This is a genomic window from Marinomonas shanghaiensis (assembly GCF_003259175.1).
Taxonomy (GTDB): domain Bacteria; phylum Pseudomonadota; class Gammaproteobacteria; order Pseudomonadales; family Marinomonadaceae; genus Marinomonas; species Marinomonas shanghaiensis.
Map to the genome: position 1 here is coordinate 358,817 of NZ_QGOK01000005.1, position 20,046 is coordinate 378,862.

At 44.0% G+C, this 20,046-nt stretch carries 19 protein-coding genes; 8 read left to right on the forward strand and 11 right to left on the reverse strand.

The features are described from left to right. Positions 1-354 precede the first annotated feature (354 nt). The 5 genes from DKT73_RS05490 (at position 355) to DKT73_RS05510 (ending at position 5,363) form a co-directional block, all read left to right on the forward strand. Positions 355-1,467 (forward strand): branched-chain amino acid ABC transporter substrate-binding protein, encoded by a 1,113-nt coding sequence (locus DKT73_RS05490; protein WP_111637558.1) that lies wholly within the window; start codon positions 355-357, stop codon positions 1,465-1,467. A 109-nt stretch (positions 1,468-1,576) separates the two neighbouring features. Continuing rightward, positions 1,577-2,500 (forward strand): ABC transporter permease subunit, encoded by a 924-nt coding sequence (locus DKT73_RS05495; RefSeq protein ID WP_111606730.1) that lies wholly within the window; start codon positions 1,577-1,579, stop codon positions 2,498-2,500. Next, positions 2,501-3,775 carry a high-affinity branched-chain amino acid ABC transporter permease LivM gene (gene livM / locus DKT73_RS05500; protein ID WP_111637559.1) on the forward strand — a complete coding sequence of 425 codons (1,275 nt, stop codon included), beginning with the start codon at positions 2,501-2,503 and terminating at the stop codon, positions 3,773-3,775. Then, positions 3,772-4,653: an ABC transporter ATP-binding protein gene (locus DKT73_RS05505; RefSeq protein WP_111637560.1), complete on the forward strand. Its 882-nt coding sequence runs from the start codon at positions 3,772-3,774 to the stop codon at positions 4,651-4,653. Before livM ends, DKT73_RS05505 begins: the two co-directional genes overlap by 4 nt. Continuing rightward, complete coding sequence (locus DKT73_RS05510; RefSeq protein WP_111637561.1) at positions 4,650-5,363, forward strand: ABC transporter ATP-binding protein; 714 nt, start codon at positions 4,650-4,652, stop codon at positions 5,361-5,363. Before DKT73_RS05505 ends, DKT73_RS05510 begins: the two co-directional genes overlap by 4 nt. A gap of 135 nt (positions 5,364-5,498) precedes the next feature. Here the strand turns inward: DKT73_RS05510 and DKT73_RS05515 are convergent, their stop codons facing one another. From DKT73_RS05515 to glnA, 5 genes are all read right to left on the reverse strand, one after another. Beyond that, positions 5,499-6,056: an L-threonylcarbamoyladenylate synthase type 1 TsaC gene (locus tag DKT73_RS05515; RefSeq protein WP_111637562.1), complete on the reverse strand. Its 558-nt coding sequence runs from the start codon at positions 6,054-6,056 to the stop codon at positions 5,499-5,501. Between the two features lie 197 nt (positions 6,057-6,253). After that, positions 6,254-6,634 (reverse strand): DUF3461 family protein, encoded by a 381-nt coding sequence (locus DKT73_RS05520; protein ID WP_111637563.1) that lies wholly within the window; start codon positions 6,632-6,634, stop codon positions 6,254-6,256. Positions 6,635-6,785: 151 nt separating this feature from the next. Continuing rightward, positions 6,786-8,219: a nitrogen regulation protein NR(I) gene (ntrC, locus tag DKT73_RS05525; RefSeq protein WP_111637564.1), complete on the reverse strand. Its 1,434-nt coding sequence runs from the start codon at positions 8,217-8,219 to the stop codon at positions 6,786-6,788. Further along, on the reverse strand, positions 8,216-9,301 hold the full coding sequence (gene glnL / locus DKT73_RS05530) for a nitrogen regulation protein NR(II) (RefSeq protein ID WP_111637565.1): 1,086 nt from the start codon (positions 9,299-9,301) through the stop codon (positions 8,216-8,218). Before glnL ends, ntrC begins: the two co-directional genes overlap by 4 nt. Before the next feature lie 273 nt (positions 9,302-9,574). Further along, positions 9,575-10,981 (reverse strand): glutamate--ammonia ligase, encoded by a 1,407-nt coding sequence (glnA, locus tag DKT73_RS05535; RefSeq protein ID WP_111637566.1) that lies wholly within the window; start codon positions 10,979-10,981, stop codon positions 9,575-9,577. A gap of 333 nt (positions 10,982-11,314) precedes the next feature. Between glnA and thiI the strand changes: the two genes are divergently transcribed. From thiI to dtd, 3 genes are all read left to right on the forward strand, one after another. Then, positions 11,315-12,766, forward strand: a complete 1,452-nt coding sequence (thiI, locus tag DKT73_RS05540) for a tRNA uracil 4-sulfurtransferase ThiI (protein ID WP_111637567.1) — start codon at positions 11,315-11,317, stop codon at positions 12,764-12,766. Between the two features lie 252 nt (positions 12,767-13,018). Further along, complete coding sequence (gene typA / locus DKT73_RS05545; protein WP_111637568.1) at positions 13,019-14,839, forward strand: translational GTPase TypA; 1,821 nt, start codon at positions 13,019-13,021, stop codon at positions 14,837-14,839. A gap of 170 nt (positions 14,840-15,009) precedes the next feature. Then, positions 15,010-15,444, forward strand: coding sequence for a D-aminoacyl-tRNA deacylase (gene dtd, locus DKT73_RS05550; protein ID WP_111637569.1), 435 nt, complete (start codon positions 15,010-15,012; stop codon positions 15,442-15,444). A gap of 19 nt (positions 15,445-15,463) precedes the next feature. Here dtd and lhpI read toward each other — a convergent pair whose 3' ends face one another. The 6 genes from lhpI to ubiB form a co-directional block, all read right to left on the reverse strand. Then, a complete protein-coding gene (lhpI, locus tag DKT73_RS05555; RefSeq protein ID WP_111637570.1) occupies positions 15,464-16,417 on the reverse strand; it encodes a bifunctional Delta(1)-pyrroline-2-carboxylate/Delta(1)-piperideine-2-carboxylate reductase in 954 nt (317 codons plus the stop codon). 152 nt (positions 16,418-16,569) lie between these two features. Further along, complete coding sequence (gene tatC, locus DKT73_RS05560) at positions 16,570-17,340, reverse strand: twin-arginine translocase subunit TatC (protein ID WP_111637571.1); 771 nt, start codon at positions 17,338-17,340, stop codon at positions 16,570-16,572. A 43-nt stretch (positions 17,341-17,383) separates the two neighbouring features. Next, a complete protein-coding gene (gene tatB / locus DKT73_RS05565; RefSeq protein WP_111637572.1) occupies positions 17,384-17,815 on the reverse strand; it encodes a Sec-independent protein translocase protein TatB in 432 nt (143 codons plus the stop codon). A 3-nt stretch (positions 17,816-17,818) separates the two neighbouring features. Further along, complete coding sequence (tatA, locus tag DKT73_RS05570) at positions 17,819-18,037, reverse strand: Sec-independent protein translocase subunit TatA (RefSeq protein WP_111637573.1); 219 nt, start codon at positions 18,035-18,037, stop codon at positions 17,819-17,821. A gap of 15 nt (positions 18,038-18,052) precedes the next feature. After that, positions 18,053-18,385 carry a phosphoribosyl-ATP diphosphatase gene (locus tag DKT73_RS05575; RefSeq protein WP_111637574.1) on the reverse strand — a complete coding sequence of 111 codons (333 nt, stop codon included), beginning with the start codon at positions 18,383-18,385 and terminating at the stop codon, positions 18,053-18,055. Between the two features lie 16 nt (positions 18,386-18,401). Next, a complete protein-coding gene (gene ubiB, locus DKT73_RS05580) occupies positions 18,402-20,045 on the reverse strand; it encodes a ubiquinone biosynthesis regulatory protein kinase UbiB (RefSeq protein ID WP_111637575.1) in 1,644 nt (547 codons plus the stop codon). Between the last annotated feature and the right edge of the window lies 1 nt (position 20,046).

Here is a 20,046-nt window from a genome sequence, read left to right on the forward strand (position 1 = left end):
TATTAAAGTCCTTTTTTGCCCTTTCTTTTAGCTTACTTATTTCTTGCTCCTGCTTGGTGCGTATCTCCTTGTTAAAAAGTGTAAAAAACCATAAAAATAAATAATTTTAGTGATTTATTTCGCATTTTTTTTGCGCCACAGAATTTCATCTAGGTTATTTGCACTATTTATCTGCACTACTATTGACCAAACTTTAGACTGATATTAATGTGTAGCTTCATTCCAGTGCACATTCCTTGGATAGTTGCTGTGAAAGTTCCATATTTTCTGCTTTTTCTTTGAGCTTAAATTATTGGAACGCTTCTTGCTTTTGAATAATAACGATAAAACACAAAACGAATAGAGGCTTTTCTTATGTCAAACGCGGTTGTTAGAAAAACATTAATTTCTCTTGCGGTAGCTGGTGCAGCGACACTGGCTCAAGCTGATGTCGTCATCGGTGTTGCAGGTCCTCATACTGGCGCTTATGCCGCCTTTGGTGAGCAGTTGTGGAAAGGGGCTGAAAAAGCCGCTCAAGATATCAATGCCGCGGGTGGCATTAATGGTGAGATGATCACGTTGGTAAAAGCAGATGATGCTTGTGAGCCAAAACAAGCGGTTTCTGTTGCCAACCGTCTGGTCGACTCAGATGGTGCTTTAGCGGTAGTAGGGCATTTCTGTTCTTCCTCTTCTATCCCTGCATCCAAAATTTACGAAGAAGCGGGCGTTATCATGGTAACACCAGCCTCTACGAACCCAACGTTAACAGATCAAGGTTTACCAAACGTTTTCCGTGTGTGTGGTCGTGATGATCAGCAAGGTGACGTGGCTGCCAGTTATATTGTTGACAAGCTAGGCGCTAAACGTATTGCGGTTATTCATGATAAAGACACTTATGGTAAAGGTCTTGCTGATGCCATGAAATCGACGCTGAACGCTTATGGCGTAAAAGAAGTCATGTATGAAGGTTTGACTCGTGGTGAAAAAGACTTTAACGCTTTGATCACCAAAATTCGTTCAGTTGACGCTGATGTTGTGTACTTTGGTGGTCTGCATTCTGAAGCGGGTCCATTGGTTCGTCAGTTGCGCGAACAGGGCTCTAAAGCCATCTTTATCTCAGGTGATGGTATTGTATCGGATGAGTTTGTATCCGTTGCGGGTTCCCCAGAATATGTTGATGGTGTTCTGATGACATTTGGTGCGCCACCAACGTCTTACCCTTCTGGTGCTAAAGTAATCAAAGAATTCCGCGACGCAGGTTATGAGCCAGAGGGTTATACCCTTTACTCTTACACCGCTATGCAAGTCGCTGTTGCCGCGCTTGCGAACAATAACTTAGATCCAATAAAAGGCGCTGAGTGGTTGAAGACCCATTCCGTGGATACCGTAATGGGTAAGAAAGACTTTGATGAAAAAGGCGACTTAACCGTTTCTGACTACGTTATGTACGAGTGGGATGCTCAAGGTAAATACAACGTAGTAGATTGATTTTTACGTTAGTTGTTATTTTTTAGGCGTAACTAATACATGTTTACTGGCCAAGGATTGTGTTGGTAAACATGTTCTTTCTGTTCAAAAATCCCCACGAGGTCTTACGATGGATATCGTTCTCCAGCAGTTGGTAAACGGTCTTACCCTTGGCTCTGTTTATGGGCTCATTGCGATCGGTTACACCATGGTGTATGGCATTATCGGCATGATTAACTTCGCCCATGGCGATGTCTACATGGTGTCTTCTTATATTACTGCGATCGCTATTGCACTGATCAGTGCCTTGTTAACCTTTTTAGGTTTTGAATCTTTTCTTGTTGTAATAATCGGTACGCTCTTTTTAACAATTGTTGTAACGGGGGCTTATGGATGGGTGATTGAACGTGTGGCTTATCGTCCATTGCGTAACTCCAGTCGCCTAGCGGTATTGATCTCAGCGATCGGTATGTCTCTGATATTGCAGAATTACGTGCAATTGAGCCAAGGTGCAAATCAACAGGGTGTTCCAACCATGTTGACTGGCGCATTGCGTTTTCACGTGGGTGATGGGTTTGTACAAATTACCTATATGAAAGTCTTTATTCTTATTGCCGCTTTCGCTGGTATGGGGATTCTGACTTACGTCATTCAAAAAACAAAATTAGGTCGTATGTGTCGTGCGACTCAGCAAGATCGAAAAATGGCGTCTATTTTAGGTATAGACACCGATAAAATCATTTCAACCGTGTTTGTTATTGGTGCCACAATGGCGGCGTTGGCGGGTGTTTTAATTACTCTGGACTATGGCGCGTTCGATTTTTATATTGGTTTCATTATCGGCATCAAGGCCTTTACCGCGGCGGTTTTGGGTGGCATAGGTTCTTTACCTGGAGCCATGTTAGGCGGCCTAATTTTAGGCTTATCTGAAGCCTTGTTTGCTGGCTTAATTAGTTCTGATTACAAAGATGTTTTCTCATTCTCTTTGTTGGTTCTCATTTTGATTATTCGCCCAAGTGGCCTTCTCGGCAAACCTGAAGTGGAGAAAGTATAAATGAGCCAATCTGTCGGAATTAATTTTAAAAAAAGCAGTATCGATGCCTTGATTGCTGGCTTTATGGCCTTGATTTTATTTGGTCCGATTGTCGGTGTGGTGTTGGATGGCTATAGCTTCAATGCCGAGTTCGGTAAAGTGGCTTGGATGGTGTTGGTGGTTATTGTTGGGCGCTTTGCCATGTCTAGCTTTTTTCAAACAGAAAAAGGCATTGCCATGGCGTTTCGTTACGCCAACAATAATGACGGTGCGACTGTGTTGCCGCCAGGGCATAAATCCAAAATGGTGTGGATTATTCCTCTGGTGATCGTGATTGGTTTGCTTGTGCCATTCATTGCTTCAAAATATGTGTTAACGGTCGTGATTCTAGGTTTGATCTATGTTTTGCTTGGCTTGGGGCTCAACATAGTGGTTGGACTTGCAGGCTTATTGGACTTGGGCTTTGTCGGCTTCTATGCCATTGGAGCGTATGGTTTAGCACTGGGCTATGAAAATCTAGGATTGGGTTTTTGGTCTATGTTGCCAATCGCCGCTCTCATGGCTGCTATTGCAGGTGCGATATTGGGTTTCCCTGTGTTGCGTATGCACGGTGATTATTTGGCGATTGTGACTCTGGGTTTTGGGGAAATTATTCGCTTAGTGTTAACAAACTGGGCCTCTTTTACCCACGGTCCGAATGGTGTGTCCGCACCGATGCCAACCTTTTTTGGACTAGAGTTTACGCGTCGGTCAAGTGACGGTGGGACATTTCATGAATTCTTTAATATTCCCTACGATTCTGCGTACCGATATATGTTTATTTATATCGTTTTGTTTGCCGTCGTATGGGCTGTGCTCTTCATCAAACACCGCTTAGTAAAAATGCCAATAGGCCGTGCGTGGGAAGCGCTTCGCGAAGACGAAATCGCCTGCCGCTCACTGGGGTTGAACCACGTATTAGTGAAGCTGTCTGCTTTTATGCTAGGTGCTTCCACAGGTGGTTTGGCGGGGGTGTTCTTTGCAACTTATCAAGGATTCGTTAACCCTTCTTCTTTTACTTTTTTCGAATCGGCTCTTATTTTGGCGATTGTTGTGCTAGGTGGAATGGGCTCGACATTAGGGGTGGTCATTGCTGCCTTCTGTCTGACAGTATTGCCTGAAATGTTGCGGGAATTTGCAGAATACCGCGTTTTAATGTTTGGTATTTTGATGGTTGTCATGATGATTTGGAAACCTCGAGGTATTGTTCGTGTCACGCGAACAGGTTTTGCAGCGAGAAAAGGGGTAGTTAAATGAGCCAAGAAAATATTTTAGCCGTTGAAAACTTGGTGATGCATTTTGGTGGTATTAAGGCACTAAATGATGTGACTTTTGACATTAAGCGTGGATCGGTTTCTGCGCTTATCGGTCCAAATGGTGCAGGTAAAACCACAGTGTTTAACTGCCTGACAGGCTTCTATAAAGCCACTGGTGGAAAAATTATTTTGTCTGCTGGTGGCAAAGAGACCAGTATTATTAAAGTGCTGGGAGAGCCTTTTAAACTGACCGATTTCTTTTCTCCAGTTGCCTTTTTTTCTCGTCTTAAATACAAGATGTTTGGCGGATCGCATTTGGTAAACCGTGCGGGTCTGTCGCGGACATTTCAAAACATTCGCTTGTTTAAAGAAATGTCTGTGGTAGAAAATTTGTTAGTGGCTCAGCATATGCGCGTCAATCGCAGTCTGATTGCGGGGATTCTGAATACGAAAGGCTACCGAAAATCTGAAGAGGAAGCGTTAGAGCGTGCTTTTTATTGGTTGGGAGTGGTTGATTTAGTGGGGTCAGCCAATCGTTTGGCGGGAGAGCTTTCCTATGGTCAACAGCGTCGCTTAGAGATTGCTCGAGCCATGTGTACGAACCCTGAAATTGTATGTCTAGATGAACCCGCAGCAGGTTTGAATCCTTCTGAAACCGAAGCGTTGACAAAAATGATTCGTGTGTTGCGTGATCAACACAACACGACGGTACTGCTGATAGAACATGATATGGGCATGGTGATGGATATTTCTGATTATATAGTTGTATTGGATCATGGTGAGGTCATTGCCAAAGGGGGTCCTGACGATATCAAAAATAATCCGAAAGTGATTGCGGCGTATTTAGGTGCAGAAGAAGGTGAAGAGGTGACACTATGACTACTTTAATGCAGTTTAAAGACGTCGATGTGCATTATGGTCCGATTCAAGCACTGAAGAAGGTGTCTTTGACAATCGATGAAGGTGAAATAGTCACCTTGATTGGGGCAAACGGTGCCGGTAAGTCGACGCTTTTGATGTCTATTTTTGGTCAGCCTCGTATTTCTTCTGGAGAGATTATTTATCGCGGAGAAGATATTTCACAAAAATCGGCGCATTATGTGGCCTCGAACGGTTTGGCTCAGTCTCCTGAAGGTCGCCGTATTTTTCCCAGTATGTCGGTGGAAGAAAATTTGTTAATGGGGACCATCCCAATTGGTATGGAGCATGCTGAAAAAGACATGCAGCGTATGTTTGAGATGTTTCCGCGTTTGCTGGAGCGTCGTAATCAGCGAGCCTCAACCATGTCCGGAGGCGAGCAACAAATGTTGGCGATCGCTCGTGCGTTAATGAGCCGACCTAAGTTGTTGTTATTGGATGAGCCTAGCTTGGGACTTGCTCCGATTATTGTGAAGCAGATTTTTCAGATCCTAAAAGACGTTGCCAGTACTGGTATGACGATCTTTTTGGTGGAACAAAATGCGAATCATGCTCTAAAACTGGCCAATCGTGGCTACGTTATGGTGAATGGTGAAATTAAGCTAACAGGGACAGGTGCTGAGCTTTTGGTGAACCCAGAGGTGCGAGAAGCGTATCTTGGTGGTCACTAAAGGTTAATCTAGTCATTGTGTTAGAGCAAATGCAAAGCCATGCCACATCTTATACAGGATGTCGCATGGTTTTTTTTTGCACTAGAGAATCTGAACTGTGGATAAAAAAGGCGCTTTTACACAGAGACTGTACTGTTACACTCGAAACAGTTTGTCCGTCAAAATATCTCTTACTTGAGAGGGTTTTGAGGCCTTCCCTAAAGGCGCATGATAAATAGCGTCTATTTGATCTCCAAAATACGCGTGTACTTCCTCAGCGCTCAGAGCAGGATCGAGACCCGCTGGGTTTGCTGAAGTAGACACAATCACTCCCTGAAAGGCAGCGCAGAGACGTTTTACTGGATCGTGTTGAGATAGGCGAATAGCGACACTTTGGTGTTCGCCCCTTACCCAGCTTGGCGTGATTTTGGTATCAGGCACAACCCAAGAAGTGGGGATGTCATTGATACTAATAAGACGCTGCGCAGCGTGCACGTCTAAAGTCTCCAGCCAAGGGGTGAGTTCTTCTTGTGCGCCAGCGATTAAAATTAATCCCTTTTCTTCAGGACGTGATTTCAAGGTTAAAATACGTCTTACTGCGTTTTCGTTAAAAGGATCGCAACCTAACCCCCAAACCGCTTCTGTTGGGTAAGCGATGACGCCACCTTTACGGATGATGTCGGCCAGTTCTGTGGTAGAAGTAACAAGATGCATAGATGTAGACTCAAACAACGTATATAAAAGATGTTTAGAAGCACTAAAATACGAGAAGTACCAAGCGATGATTTTTTACCGAGAAGAGGATTGTAGCGGGATTTTGAGTACCGAGCTAGCAAGCATTCCCTTCTTATGCTGGATTGGATAAGCAATCCAGTTTAAAAGAAAATGCTCGCTGTTTGCCATTCGGAGCATTATTCCATGGCTTGAATTTTTGTCTTTAGTTCTTCTATTTTGCTGTTAACCACTTTTTCTAGATGTTCGAGCTCTTTGATCAAGTCTTCTTTGGTGGCTTTGGTCTCATGTTGTTTACCCACAATCTTTTCTAGCTCTTCCATTGCGCGTAGCACAATCAGAGAAGGTTCCTGTACTTGTCGGTAAGTTTGTTGACCGCCATCGGCTAACACGGTTTTGGTTGAGCGACCAAATTTAAATTTTTTGCTTTTTGGTAGCAGAGACCCTTTTTCACGACGGTAATAAATTTTTAATACATCGTGGCCGCCTTCGTAACGCAAAGTAAATTTTTCAATGTCCTGTATGCTGGTGATACCCATGGACTGAAGTGTTGGATACATAACCATTTTCCCATTTATTAGTGATCATTTAATAGTCTTTAATTAGTAGGGGATTGTGTTAGTAAAAGCAAGTCCAAAATAGCAGAAAACAGAGATAATGCAGACAAACAAACGATAGATTGACCTGCATTATCTTTTTTATCAGCTGAGTTTAATCTTCATCATGTTCAGCATGATCGATGTTTAGCTCTTTTATTTTACGAGTCAAGGTGTTGCGTCCCCAGCCAAGTAACAATGAAGCATCTCGTCTACGTCCACCAGTATGGGCAAGGGCGGTTTCGATCATAATACGTTCAAATTTGGGTACGGCTTGATCCAAAATACCTTTTTGCCCTGTGGCTAAGGTGTTGTCTACCCAATTTTTAAGCGCTTCTTCCCACGAGGCAAAAGGTTGCTCATGAGGAACTGCAGCAAGCAGCTCAGGTGGTAGATCTTCCACCAAGACTTCACGACCAGACGCCATGACAATCAACCAGCGACAGGTGTTTTCTAATTGTCGAACGTTACCAGGCCAATCCAGCTGAGTGAGGTAATTTTCGGTTTCTTTGGTCAATTGTTTAGGTTCTACTGCCAACTCTTCAGCTGCGCGACTTAAGAAATGACGAGCTAATTTTGGAATGTCTTCGCGTCTTTCTGCGAGTTTAGGCAAATGAATTCGAATGACGTTTAAGCGGTGGAATAAATCTTCGCGGAATGATCCTTTCTGTACCAGATTTTCCAGGTTTTGGTGGGTGGCAGCGATAATGCGAACATCTACTTTAACCGGTGTGTGGCCACCTACTCGGTAAAATTCACCATCCGCTAGTACGCGCAGCAGGCGGGTTTGCGTTTCTGCTGGCATGTCGCCAATTTCATCTAAAAAGAGTGTGCCACCGTTGGCTTGTTCAAAACGGCCACGGCGTTGTGTATTGGCCCCTGTAAAAGCCCCTTTTTCATGACCAAACAATTCCGATTCAATTAAATCGTGTGGAATGGCGGCCATATTAAGAGCAATGAAAGGATTGGCAGAGCGAGGGCTGTGTGTGTGCAGTGCTTGTGCGACGAGCTCTTTGCCTGTGCCTGATTCGCCGTTAATCAATACGGTGATGTTAGACTTTGCAAGTCGACCGATGGCGCGAAAGACTTCCTGCATGGCTGGGGCTTCACCGATAATTTCTTTGTCAACTTGTGGCTCGGCTTCAACTTCCATATTGTCCGTGCTAGGTCTGGCATTGCGGTGGTGCAGCATAGCGCGTTTAACAAGACTGACGGCTTCTTCAACATCAAATGGCTTAGGTAAGTATTCAAATGCCCCACCTTGATAAGAAGCCACAGCACTTTCAAGATCAGAGTGTGCTGTCATGATGATGACAGGCAAATAGGGGTGGTCTTTTTGCAGTTTTTCTAACAGCTTTAAGCCATCCATACCCGGCATGCGAATATCACTGATAATGGCGCTTGGCTGTTCTTTATCAATCATATTGACAAGATTTTCAGCTGAATCAAATAGGCGACATTGAATCCCTTCTTGTTCTAACGTTTTCTCTAGTACCCAGCGAATAGAGCGATCGTCGTCAACAATCCATACGGTTTCTTCTGGTGTCATGAGTGTTTCTCCTGGTCTTGGACTGTCGTCTCAATGGGAATTAATATATTAAATTCGGTTTTTTTCGGGTAACTATTGCATTCAATAATGCCATGATGTTGATGAATCACGGATTGAGCGATGGACAGCCCTAAGCCCGTACCATCAGCTCGGCCACTCACCATGGGATAAAATAGTGTTTTGAGAATTGCCTCAGGAATGCCTGGTCCATTATCAATAATGCTGATTTTGCAGACCAAGCGATGACGTTTGGAGCCGATGGTGAATTGGCGCAATGCACGCGTTACCATATGAATGGTTTTATGAGGATTATTATCGTCTTCCATTAAGGCTTGCATGGCATTTCGTGTGATGTTGAGCAAAGCTTGTATCAGTTGAGATTCATCACCTATTAAGTCTGGGATGCTGGGGTCATAATCTCGAATTAATTCAATTTGGTTGTCTGTTTCAACAGAGATGAGCTGTCTAACCCGTTCAATCACTTTGTGAATATTGAGGGGTTTATTTTTAGGCAGTTGTCTTGGTCCTAATAAACGATCAACGAGGTCGCGTAGGCGATCCGACTCTTCGATAATAACTTGCGTGTAATCATTAAGCGCTTCATCTGTAAAGGCTCGGCTGATTAACTGGGCTGCTCCACGTATACCGCCCAGTGGGTTTTTGATCTCGTGAGCAAGTCCACGCACCAGTTCTTTACTGGTTTCATGGTTAGCAATAATCTCATCTTCTTGCGAAATCCGTTTCATTCTGTCCCTAGGATAGAGTTCTATGATAATACTTTCCGTATCATTAGAGGTTCCCATAATCGGTGTGACGGTATAGTCACAAAAAAGCTTTTTACTGTTATTGCATTCTATTTCTGCTTCACGCTTAGTAAATGGATGACCTGACTTAATTGCAGCATACAGTGCTTGAATGCTGTCTTCGTCTTCGCGAAAAGCCGCCCCTAAATCATTGCCATAAATTCGACGACGGCTGACAGCAAGTAACATTTCAGCAGCAGGATTTAAATATTCGATCTCTAGTTTGTCGCTCACTTGAATGACGGCGGTAGATAAATGGTCGATTAATAAGCTATACACAGTATGTGCCTCATCTGTTGACTCCTGCTTTTTTGTTGCTATTTATGCTCAATTCTTTTTATACGTTAAATGAATTGCAAAAAACGAACCAACATTGGGCATAGTAAAACGGCTTGTTTGTTAAGGTTTTTTATGTAAAGAAATTAATTCATAGCACCATTATAGTGCACCTGAATGGCCGCGTTTATTTTTGGGCAAAAAAAATCCGAAATGTGCTCAAAAAAAAGCCTCGAACGAGGTCGAGGCTTTATGGTATTCGGATGCCTTTAGAGCTTACGCGCTGTAGTACAATTCAAACTCAAGTGGGTGAGTTGTCATAGACACACGGCGAGCTTCTGCTGTTTTCATAGCAATGTAAGCATCAATCATGTCGTCAGAGAATACACCGCCTTGTGTTAGGAACGCACGGTCTTCGTCTAGACATTTAAGCGCTTCTTCCAAGCTGCTTGCCACAGTAGGAATCGCCAAAGCTTCTTCTGCTGGTAGGTCATATAGATCTTTGTCTGCAGCATCGCCAGGGTGAATCTTGTTTTTGATACCATCAATACCAGCCATCAACATAGCAGCGAATGCTAGGTATGGGTTAGCGGTTGGATCAGGGAAACGTGCTTCAATACGTTTGCCTTTAGGGCTCGCAACGTATGGGATACGGATAGACGCTGAACGGTTACGAGCTGAGTAAGCTAGCATAACTGGAGCTTCGAAGTGAGGCACAAGACGCTTGTAAGAGTTCGTTGAAGCGTTAGTGAACGCGTTCAACGCTTTAGCGTGCTTGATGATACCGCCAATGTAGTAAAGCGCCATTTCAGATAGGCCAGCGTATTGGTCGCCAGCAAATTGGTTTTGGCCATCTTTCCAGAAAGATTGGTGAACGTGCATACCAGAACCGTTATCGCCAACGATTGGTTTTGGCATGAAAGTCGCTGTTTTTCCGTAAGCGTGAGCTACGTTGTGTACGCAGTACTTAAGGATTTGAACTTCGTCGGCTTTTTTAACGAGAGTGTTAAATTTAACACCGATTTCGTTTTGTCCAGCCGTTGCCACTTCGTGGTGGTGTACTTCAATAACAAGACCCATACTTTCCATAGCGTTACACATAGCGCCACGAAGATCGTGATGAGAATCAACTGGTGGTACTGGGAAATAGCCGCCTTTTACGAAAGGACGGTGGCCCATGTTGCCGCCTTCAAATTTCTTGTTAGAAGACCAAGCTGCTTCTTCAGAGTTGATCTCTACAGAACAACCTGACATGTCAGTTTTCCATTTAACATCATCAAAAATGAAGAATTCTGGCTCTGGACCGAAGAATGCCGTGTCGCCAAGACCTGTTGACTTAAGGAACTCTTCTGCGCGAAGGGCAACAGAACGAGGGTCGCGGTCATAACCTTGCATGGTAGAAGGTTCAATGATGTTACAACGAACGATAACCGTTGATTCTTCAGTGAAAGGATCGATAACAGCGGTATCATCTTGAGGAGACATGATCATGTCAGATTCGTTGATACCTTTCCAGCCAGTAATGGATGAACCATCAAACATCTGACCGTTTTCGAAAAACTCTTCATCTACCGTAATAGCTGGAATAGTTACGTGTTGTTCTTTACCTTTAAAATCGGTAAAGCGAAGGTCAACCCACTTCGCGTCATGCTCAGCAATCAAGGCAAGGGTCTTGTTTGACATAGTTGTTCTCCAGTCGTAGTGAAAGCGAAATTACTTTTCGTTTATAGAGTGCTTCAATATAAAGCGCCATTTGCCGAATATAAAGCATAACTTGTGCCAGAATTTTGTGCGGGCTAATAAGTCCTTATATTACAATAAGATAAGAATTTTAAAATTTGCTGTGCACTTATTGGTTGCTAAAAAAAGTCATAAAAAAAGTTGTTATGCATTGTTTTGGTGCGGTCTACTTTGTTTTTGTTCATTGTTGGTGCGTATTCTGTGTTTTCGTATCTCCATACTTTTCTTTATACTATGCGTCTTTATTTATAATCTCTGGTACAAATTGCACCCCCTATGAAATTTATTGTTAAGTTTTTTGCCGAAATCACGATCAAGAGTCGCCCCGTACGAAAAGCCTTTATTAAACAGCTTAAGCATAATGTTAAACTGGTACTTAAGAAGTATGACGCGGATGTGAAAGTCTCAGGTAACTGGGATTTCATTGAGATTTATTCGGATCAGGAAGCGTTAAGAGAAGAGTTTATAGCGGCTCTGTCTAATATAGCTGGCATTGCGCACTTTCAATACGTTCGTGAGTTTCCTTTTACTCATCTCGATGACATTGTTGAACAAGCTATTATTTCTTACGGTGATGTCATCAAGGATGCTGTATTTGCCGTTCGAGTGAAACGTGTTGGTAATCATGATTTTACATCGGTAAAAGCGGAGCAATACATAGGCGGCTGTTTAAAAGTGCGCTGTGGTGCTTTGGCGGTTCGTTTGAAAGACCCAGAAGTATTGGTTCCTATCGATATTCGAGACAATCGAGTGTGGATGATTGAGCAGCGTGTTAAAGGTCTTGGTGGTTACCCATTGGGGTCCCAAGACCCTGTATTGTCATTGATGTCAGGTGGGTACGACTCCACAGTAAGCTCTTATTTGACCATGAGTCGTGGTTTGAAAACGCATTTTTGCTTTTTTAATCTTGGTGGCGACGCGCACGAGATTGGCGTAAAGCAAGTTTCTCACTTTATTTGGGAAAAATACGGCTCGGCATTGAATGTAAAATTCATCACCGTACCGTTTGAAGCGGTTGTAGGTGAGATTTTAACAAAAGTTGACCATTCTGAAATGGGTGTGATTCTAAAGCGTATGATGTTGCGTGCTGCTTCTCATTTGATGAAAGAGGTGGGAGCGAAAGCCCTGGTCACGGGAGAGAGTGTGGCTCAGGTGTCGAGTCAAACCCTGATGAATTTAAAAGTCATAGACCAAGTGACAGAAGAGTTGGTGCTACGCCCTTTAATCACCACCAACAAGCAGGAAATAATCGATAAGGCAATTGAAATCGGTACGGCCCCTTTTGCGGCCAGTATGCCGGAGTTTTGTGGCGTTATTTCTGTTAGACCAACAACCCGAGCAAAAATGCATCGCGTCGAAAAGCAGGAGTCAAATTTTGATTTTGCTGTTTTGCAGCAAGCAATTGATAGCGCTCAAATTCTGTCTATTCAAAATGTCATGGACGACGTGGCAAAGCAGTATCAGGGAGAGGTGCCAGTCGTTCGCATGCCTGTGGATGACGAGATTATCATTGATATTCGCCACCCAGACGAAGCAAGCAATCGTCCCTTAAAAGTCAGTGGTCGGCCTGTCAAAGTCATTCCTTTCTTTTCTTTAGAATCCAGTTGGAGTGATTTAGAGCGTGATGTCACGCATTTACTCTACTGCGGTAAGGGTGTCATGAGTCGAATGCAGGCTTCTTACCTACTGGGCAAAGGATACGAGAATGTAGGGGTCTATTTGCCCTGAATATTAGACCCCGACAAACGGTAGCATTTGTGTCGTAAAAAAATGTTATGGTTAATATACGGATGCGCTTTTTATCGCTTATTGAATTATTTAAAGGACTTTTTTTGTCACTTTAATGGGATATTGATCAATATAAGAGTATAATTGCGCGAATTTTACCCCGCACCAAGATTCGAGACGCTTGAAGAGCATATCTGTTCGTATCAAGCGGCGTTACATCTTTTTGCTCACGCTAAACGCAGAGAACTATAAATGTCTAATGATATCAATAAGTTACGTAACGTAGCTATTATTGCCCACGTTGACCATGGTAAAACAACCTTGGTTGATCAGCTATTAAGCCAATCTGGCACATTGGATCGTAAAGATCAAGGTTCTGAACGAATCATGGATTCTAACGACCAAGAAAAAGAACGTGGTATCACTATTTTGGCGAAAAACACGTCAATCATGTGGAACGACTACCGTATTAATATCGTAGACACACCTGGACACGCCGATTTTGGTGGTGAGGTTGAGCGTGTATTGTCTATGGTTGACTCTGTGCTTTTGTTGGTTGACGCGGTAGATGGCCCGATGCCTCAAACGCGTTTCGTAACGTCAAAAGCGTTTGAGCGTGGCCTTCGCCCAATCGTCGTTATCAACAAAATTGACCGTCCAGGTGCTCGTCCTGATTGGGTTATGGATCAAGTGTTTGATTTGTTCGACAGCCTTGGTGCAACAGAAGATCAGTTAGATTTCCCTGTGATTTACGCGTCTGCTATCAATGGTATCTCTGGTAATGATCCAGAGAACATGGCAGAAGACATGACACCGCTGTACCAAATGATTGTAGACAGTGTGCCTGTGCCAAATGTTGACCCAGATGGTATGTTCCAAATGCAGATTTCTGCTTTGGATTACGATGCTTATGTTGGCGTTATCGGTATCGGCCGTATCACACGTGGTAGTTTGTCTCCAAACCAGCAGGTTGTTGTTAAGTCTGCCGATGGTAAAGAGCGTAAAGGTAAAGTATTAAACGTGAAGGGCTATCATGGTCTAGCGCGTGTTGATACTGATAAAGCAGGTGCAGGTGATATCGTTTGTATTACAGGTATCGATGGCCTAAGTATCTCTGATACGCTTTGTAACCCTGATTGCATCGAAGCATTGCCAGCCTTGTCAGTAGATGAGCCGACGGTCAGTATGACCTTTATGGTTAACGATTCTCCTTTTGCAGGTAAAGAAGGTAAGTTTATTACGACTCGTAATATCTCAGATCGTCTTGATCGAGAGCTTATCCACAACGTAGCATTGCGTGTTCGCCAAGGCGAAACACCGGATAAATTTATTGTATCTGGTCGCGGTGAGCTGCATCTTTCTGTATTGATTGAAAACATGCGTCGTGAAGGCTTCGAAATGGGTGTTTCCCGTCCTGAAGTGGTTCAAAAAGAAGTGGATGGCAAAATCCATGAACCTTTTGAACGTGTTGTTATCGACGTTGAAGAGCAGCATCAAGGCTCTATCATGGAAGAGCTTGGTTTGCGCAAAGCAGAATTGACCAACATGGAACCAGATGGTAAAGGCCGTGTACGTCTTGAATTCATGGCGCCTTCTCGTGGTTTGATCGGTTTCCGTGGTTTGTTCCTAACGCTAACTTCTGGCTCTGGTATCATGACCAGCGTATTTGATCATTACGGTCCTGTAAAAGACGGTGATGTAGGTGGTCGTCAGAACGGTGTGTTGGTCAGTATGGTGACGGGTAAAACAGCGGCGTTTGCTTTGTTTAACCTACAAAGCCGCGGTCGTCTGTTCTTAGGTCACGCAGTTGAAGTATACGAAGGTCAGGTTATTGGTCTTCATTCACGTGATAATGACTTAACCGTTAACCCAGTTAAAGGTAAGCAGTTAACGAACATGCGTGCTTCTGGTACAGACGAAGCCCTAACTTTGACTCCACCGATTCGTCACACACTTGAGCAAGCGCTTGAGTTTATTGAAGACGATGAGTTGGTTGAAGTGACACCAGTCAGTATTCGTATTCGTAAAAAACTATTGACTGAAAACGAGCGTAAACGCGCTGGTCGTAAGTAATAGCGATTTTTTGAAAAGGTATGAAAGTATCTTTTACAAAGAGCAGCAGCAAATGAATTCATGCAAATGAATTCGTGAGCGACAGAAGCGCCTTCGGGCGCTTTTGTTTTTTCTGGCATTTGATTTAAAGTAACCGCCTACAAACCTAAAGTTATAGGTAAGGAGTGATGATGAAAGTGTTGGTTCAGCGCGCCCTAAACGCCAGTGTGGTGGTCGAGGGGGAAACCATAGGTGCCATTGATCACGGTCAGCTTGTGTTGGTTGGTATCGAAAAAGGTGACACGGAAACGGATACACAAAGACTGGCTGATAAGCTTTTAAAATACCGCATGTTTGGTGATGAAGAAGGCAAAATGAACCTCAATGTTCAGCAAGTGGGCGGTGGCGTTTTACTGGTATCACAATTTACCTTGGCCGCAGAAACCAAAAAAGGTCTTCGTCCTGGTTTTTCTACTGCTGCGATTCCAGAAGAGGGGGAGCGCTTGTTCAATGACTTTGTGGATAAAGTACGTGCTCAATACGCTAACGTTGCAACAGGGCGTTTTGGGGCTGATATGAAGGTATCTTTTATCAACGATGGCCCTGTTACATTCATGCTGGAATAGGCGTTACTGCTCTGTTGGCTTATGTCTGGCTGTTGAGTAGTTGGTAAACAAGATAGGCACTGGCTACGTCAGCAAGTGCCGTGCCGACTGATTTAAATAAAGTGGTTTCGCTGTTATTTAAGCGACCTTTGATCGTTGAAGAGCATAGCTCTGCGAGCTCTCCCTGAATGTGGCTCTCTTCAATACAGTTTTCTGCCAGTGGAATTAAAATCTCACCCGCTTCGTTTAAGACGTTCAAACGACTGTCCACTATAACTCGTGACATTTTAACCGTTGCCGAATCGCATTCACGACAGGTTCTGTGGTGATTGCCCACCAAATCTAGATGTGTACCAGCGGCGAGTAAGGCGCTGTTGAATAAGGGCGTGGGACTGCCGGTAGCGCAGCTGACAATATCGATACCCGTTATTACGCTTTCATAATGATGGCATACCTGCACATTAAGATCGGGTCTGATGGCCTTGATTTTTTGTTGAACGCTGCGCATTTTTTCATCCGAACGGCCATGCACGTATACGGTGTGAATTGGTCGAACGCTGGCGTGGGCAATCGCCATAAAAGGCGCTAATTCCCCTGTACCAAATAAGAGCAAAGTGCTGGCATCTTCTCTTGCCATATAGCTAGCCGCCAAAGCAGATACAGCAGCTGTTCGCCAATAAGTTAGGCTCGTACCATCGACAAGAGCGAGTGGTGCGCCTGTTGATCGGGAGAAAAGCAATACCTGAGCGGCGACGGTAAGCAGGCCTTTTTGTGGGTTCTCTGGGTAGTGAGTGAAAGATTTTACGCCCAGCACGTCTTCTGTCCATGCTGGAAGCACGGCAAAGGTATCGTGCTTTTCCGCGGTGCCTCCGGGTAAGGGGTACATTTGTCTTTGCGGCATGCCAAAGGCTTGTTGGAAGGTTTTGTTTATAGCGGGGATGAGTGCTTCAAAGGTTAGTACTTGGTTTACGGCATGGGCGTCAATTATCTGCATAGGGAGAAAGCCTCTCATGTGTGCTTTGGTTTTCTAGCACAATACCACTTTGTTGCGAGTCGATGAAGGTTCGTTTTATTAGATGGGTGACAGATAATAAAGAGCCCCCTAAACTAAGTTTAGGGGGCTCTAAAAAGGTTAAATTTTAGATATTACTGAGTCGCCTGAGTTTTTTCATTTTCTTCTTCGCTGCCATCGACCACGACTTTGACCGTGCGTCCAGCCAAAAGACCCAGTTCAAATAGCATCCACATAGGAATGGCGAGTAAGGTTTGAGAGAAAATATCAGGCGGTGTGATCAACATACCGACCACAAAACAGCCGAGAAAAATATAAGGACGCTTTTTTGACAAAGCCGCAACGGTTGTCACACCGGCTTTGATCAGCAAATAGGTAGCGACAGGAATTTCAAAGGTAACGCCAAACGCAAAGAAAAGTTTGAGTACAAAGTTTAAATAATTATTAATGTCAGTCATGACCGTGACTTCGCCTGGCCCTACTGTCGTGAAGAAGCCAAAAATCAATGGCAGAACAATGTAATAGGCAAACAAGACGCCTGCATAAAAAAGGAAAATGCTGGACACCAATAAGGGAATCGCAATTTGTTTTTCATTTTTGTACAAGGCTGGGGCAATGAAGGACCATGCTTGATACAGGGTATAGGGAACAGAGATTAAAACAGACACAAAAAATGTCAGCTTTAGAGGGGCCAAAAAAGGTGAGGCAACTTCTGTTGCAATCAATGAGCTGCCAGCGGGCAATAAAAGCCGTAATGGTTCAGACACAATAAGATATAAGTCGTTGGCAAAGGCGTACAAGCCAACAAAGAGAATCAGTATCGCTAGAACTGACTTTAGCAAACGATTTCTAAGCTCGAGAAGATGAGCAACCAGTGGGGCTTGATTTGAAGAATCTGTACTCATAGTGCGTCACATGTCCGCGTATAGGTTGTCAAAGTGAGTGTCATTAAGGGCGAGATGGGGCTTCAGGCACTTTGTCTGTTTCATGGGCCAGTTGATCGATCTCTTTTACCTTCTCTGGTTCTACTTGTTGTGTGTCTGCTTGCTGTTTGTCTGCTAAGGGGGCTGTTTCTAACTCAATGTCTGGTTGCGTATTTTTGTGCACCGCAATAGGGTCTTGAGTCGCCATGGGTAAAATAGTGTTTTGAATAGCACGCTCTTCTTTTAAGAGGCGTTGATTCGTCTCACTGATTTTTTGCTGCAGTTCCTCTTGGTCTAGCTGAGCATTAATTTCCCTTTGTACGGAATTAATGCTGCGCTTGATTTTACGCACCCACAGCCCTGCCATTTTTGCGGCATGAGGCAAACGTTCGGGGCCTAGTACTAATAGGCCTACGACGAAAACAACAAGAAGTTCAGAAAAGCCAATGTCGAACACGGCTTAGGCGCTCTTATCGTCTTTTTTGACATCAGCATCAATGACTTTGTGCTGAGTAACTTTTTCATCTTCTGCTTTGTCGTCTTTATCAACCGCTTCTTTAAACCCTTTTACCGCTCCACCAAGGTCAGACCCAAGGTTTTTAAGCTTTTTGGTACCAAAGATAAGGATTAAGATAGCCAACACGATTAAGAGTTGCCAAATACTGATTCCACCGAACATATTGCTCTCCTATTTTTATTTACTACGGTTGGCTTTTTCGTCTAAGCCAGACAAATTAAATCGACGCGCTAGCTCATCCAATATGGCTTCTGGGCCAATATCCAAGTGAGATAACATGACTAGTGTGTGAAACCAGAGATCTGCTGTTTCATAAATCAAATCGGACTTATCGCCAGAGATGACGGCATCTTTCGCTGCAATGATGGTTTCAATGCTTTCTTCGCCTACTTTTTCAAGGATCTTATTCAATCCCTTTGCATGTAGACTTGCAACATAAGAAGAATCTGCGGCGGCGGTTTTACGTTGTTCTAGCGTGGCTGCTAACTCAGCCAATACATCGGATCTCATTATAATCTCTCGAATGTTACGGTTTTAAGACAAGTAGGTAAAGGCCCACGAGAAATAAGCCTAAACTGGCTATATCAGCGGTTTGTAAGTGCTCTAGTGCTGTGGGATCTGTCACCATCCATGCGCTCGCCAAACTCAATACGCCCAGCAAACGAAAAGGCGTGTTTTTGCGACCCTTTTGTAACTCTTTACCGAGCTGCTCAATCGCTTCTGTTTGTGCTTTCATGCGCTCTTCTTGATGCGAAATTTGCGACAGTGCGGTAAAAATTAAGTTGGGGATCTGAGGTAATTGGCCTGCCCACTGTGGTGCTTGTTTACGCACTTCTTCCATGACACGTTTGGGTCCCACTTGTTCACTCATCCATTTTTCTAAGAAGGGTTTTGCCGTCACCCATAGATCTAAGTCTGGGTAGAGTTGACGCCCTAAGCCTTCTATATTCAATAGAGTTTTTTCCAGCAACACCAATTGTGGCTGCACTTCCATATTGAAGCGTCGCGCGGTCTGGAATAAGCCAATTAATACTTGGCCAAAAGAGATGTCTTTCAAAGGTTTAGCGAACATAGGTTCACATACACTGCGAATAGCCGATTCAAAGGCGTGCACTGGTGTTCCCTTTGGTACCCAGCCACTTTCCACATGCAACTCAGCCACTAAGCGGTAATCTCGTTGAAAAAAAGCCAGAAGATTGCGTGCTAAATAACTCTTATCGGCGTCATCTAAACTGCCCATAATTGCACAGTCTATCGCAATGTATTTGGGTTTTTTAGGGTTGCTGACATCAACAAAAATATTGCCTGGATGCATGTCTGCATGAAAAAAACTGTGTGAAAAAACCTGCGTGAAAAATATTTCTACGCCACGTTCAGCCAAACATTTCATGTCTACATTGGCTTTGTTCAGGGCGGCAATATCGGCAACAGGAATGCCTGAAATACGCTCCATTACCATGACATTGCGATGACTGAAGTCCCAATACACTTGTGGTACGTAAAGTAGCTCAGAGTGGGTAAAGTTGCGCTGCAATAAACCGGTATTGCCAGCTTCCTTGGCGAGGTCCAATTCGTCTAGGATGGTGTATTCGTAATCGGTTACCACCTCCACAGGGCGCAAACGACGGCCATCAGCGCTCATATTCGCGACAAGGTGGGCTAAAGTGTAAAGCAAACTGATGTCTTTGCTGATGGTTTTTTCTATATGAGGACGAATCACTTTCACCACCACTTCTTCGCCAGAATGAAGCGTTGCCGTGTGAACTTGCGCAATAGACGCAGACGCTAAAGGTGTGGCTGAAAATGTGGCAAACAGCTCAGAAACGGGGGCTTTTAAATCTCTTTCAATAATGGCTTGAGCCACATGGCCCGGAAACGCGGGCACCTTATCCTGTAATTTAGCGAGTTCGTCGGCAATGTCGTCATCGAGTAAATCGCGTCGAGTCGATAATATTTGTCCAAATTTGACAAAAATAGGGCCTAATGACTCTAACGCGAGTCGCAGTCGCTCGCCTCTATTTTGTTGAGCCCGTTTACGGCCTATGGCGCAAAGTGGGCCGAGCGTGTAACGAATGTACCAAGGCAATAGACCAAAAGGAATAAAGACATCAAGGCGAAAGCGAATAACGGTAAATACAATGCGCAATAAGCGAAAAACACTGGTTAACATA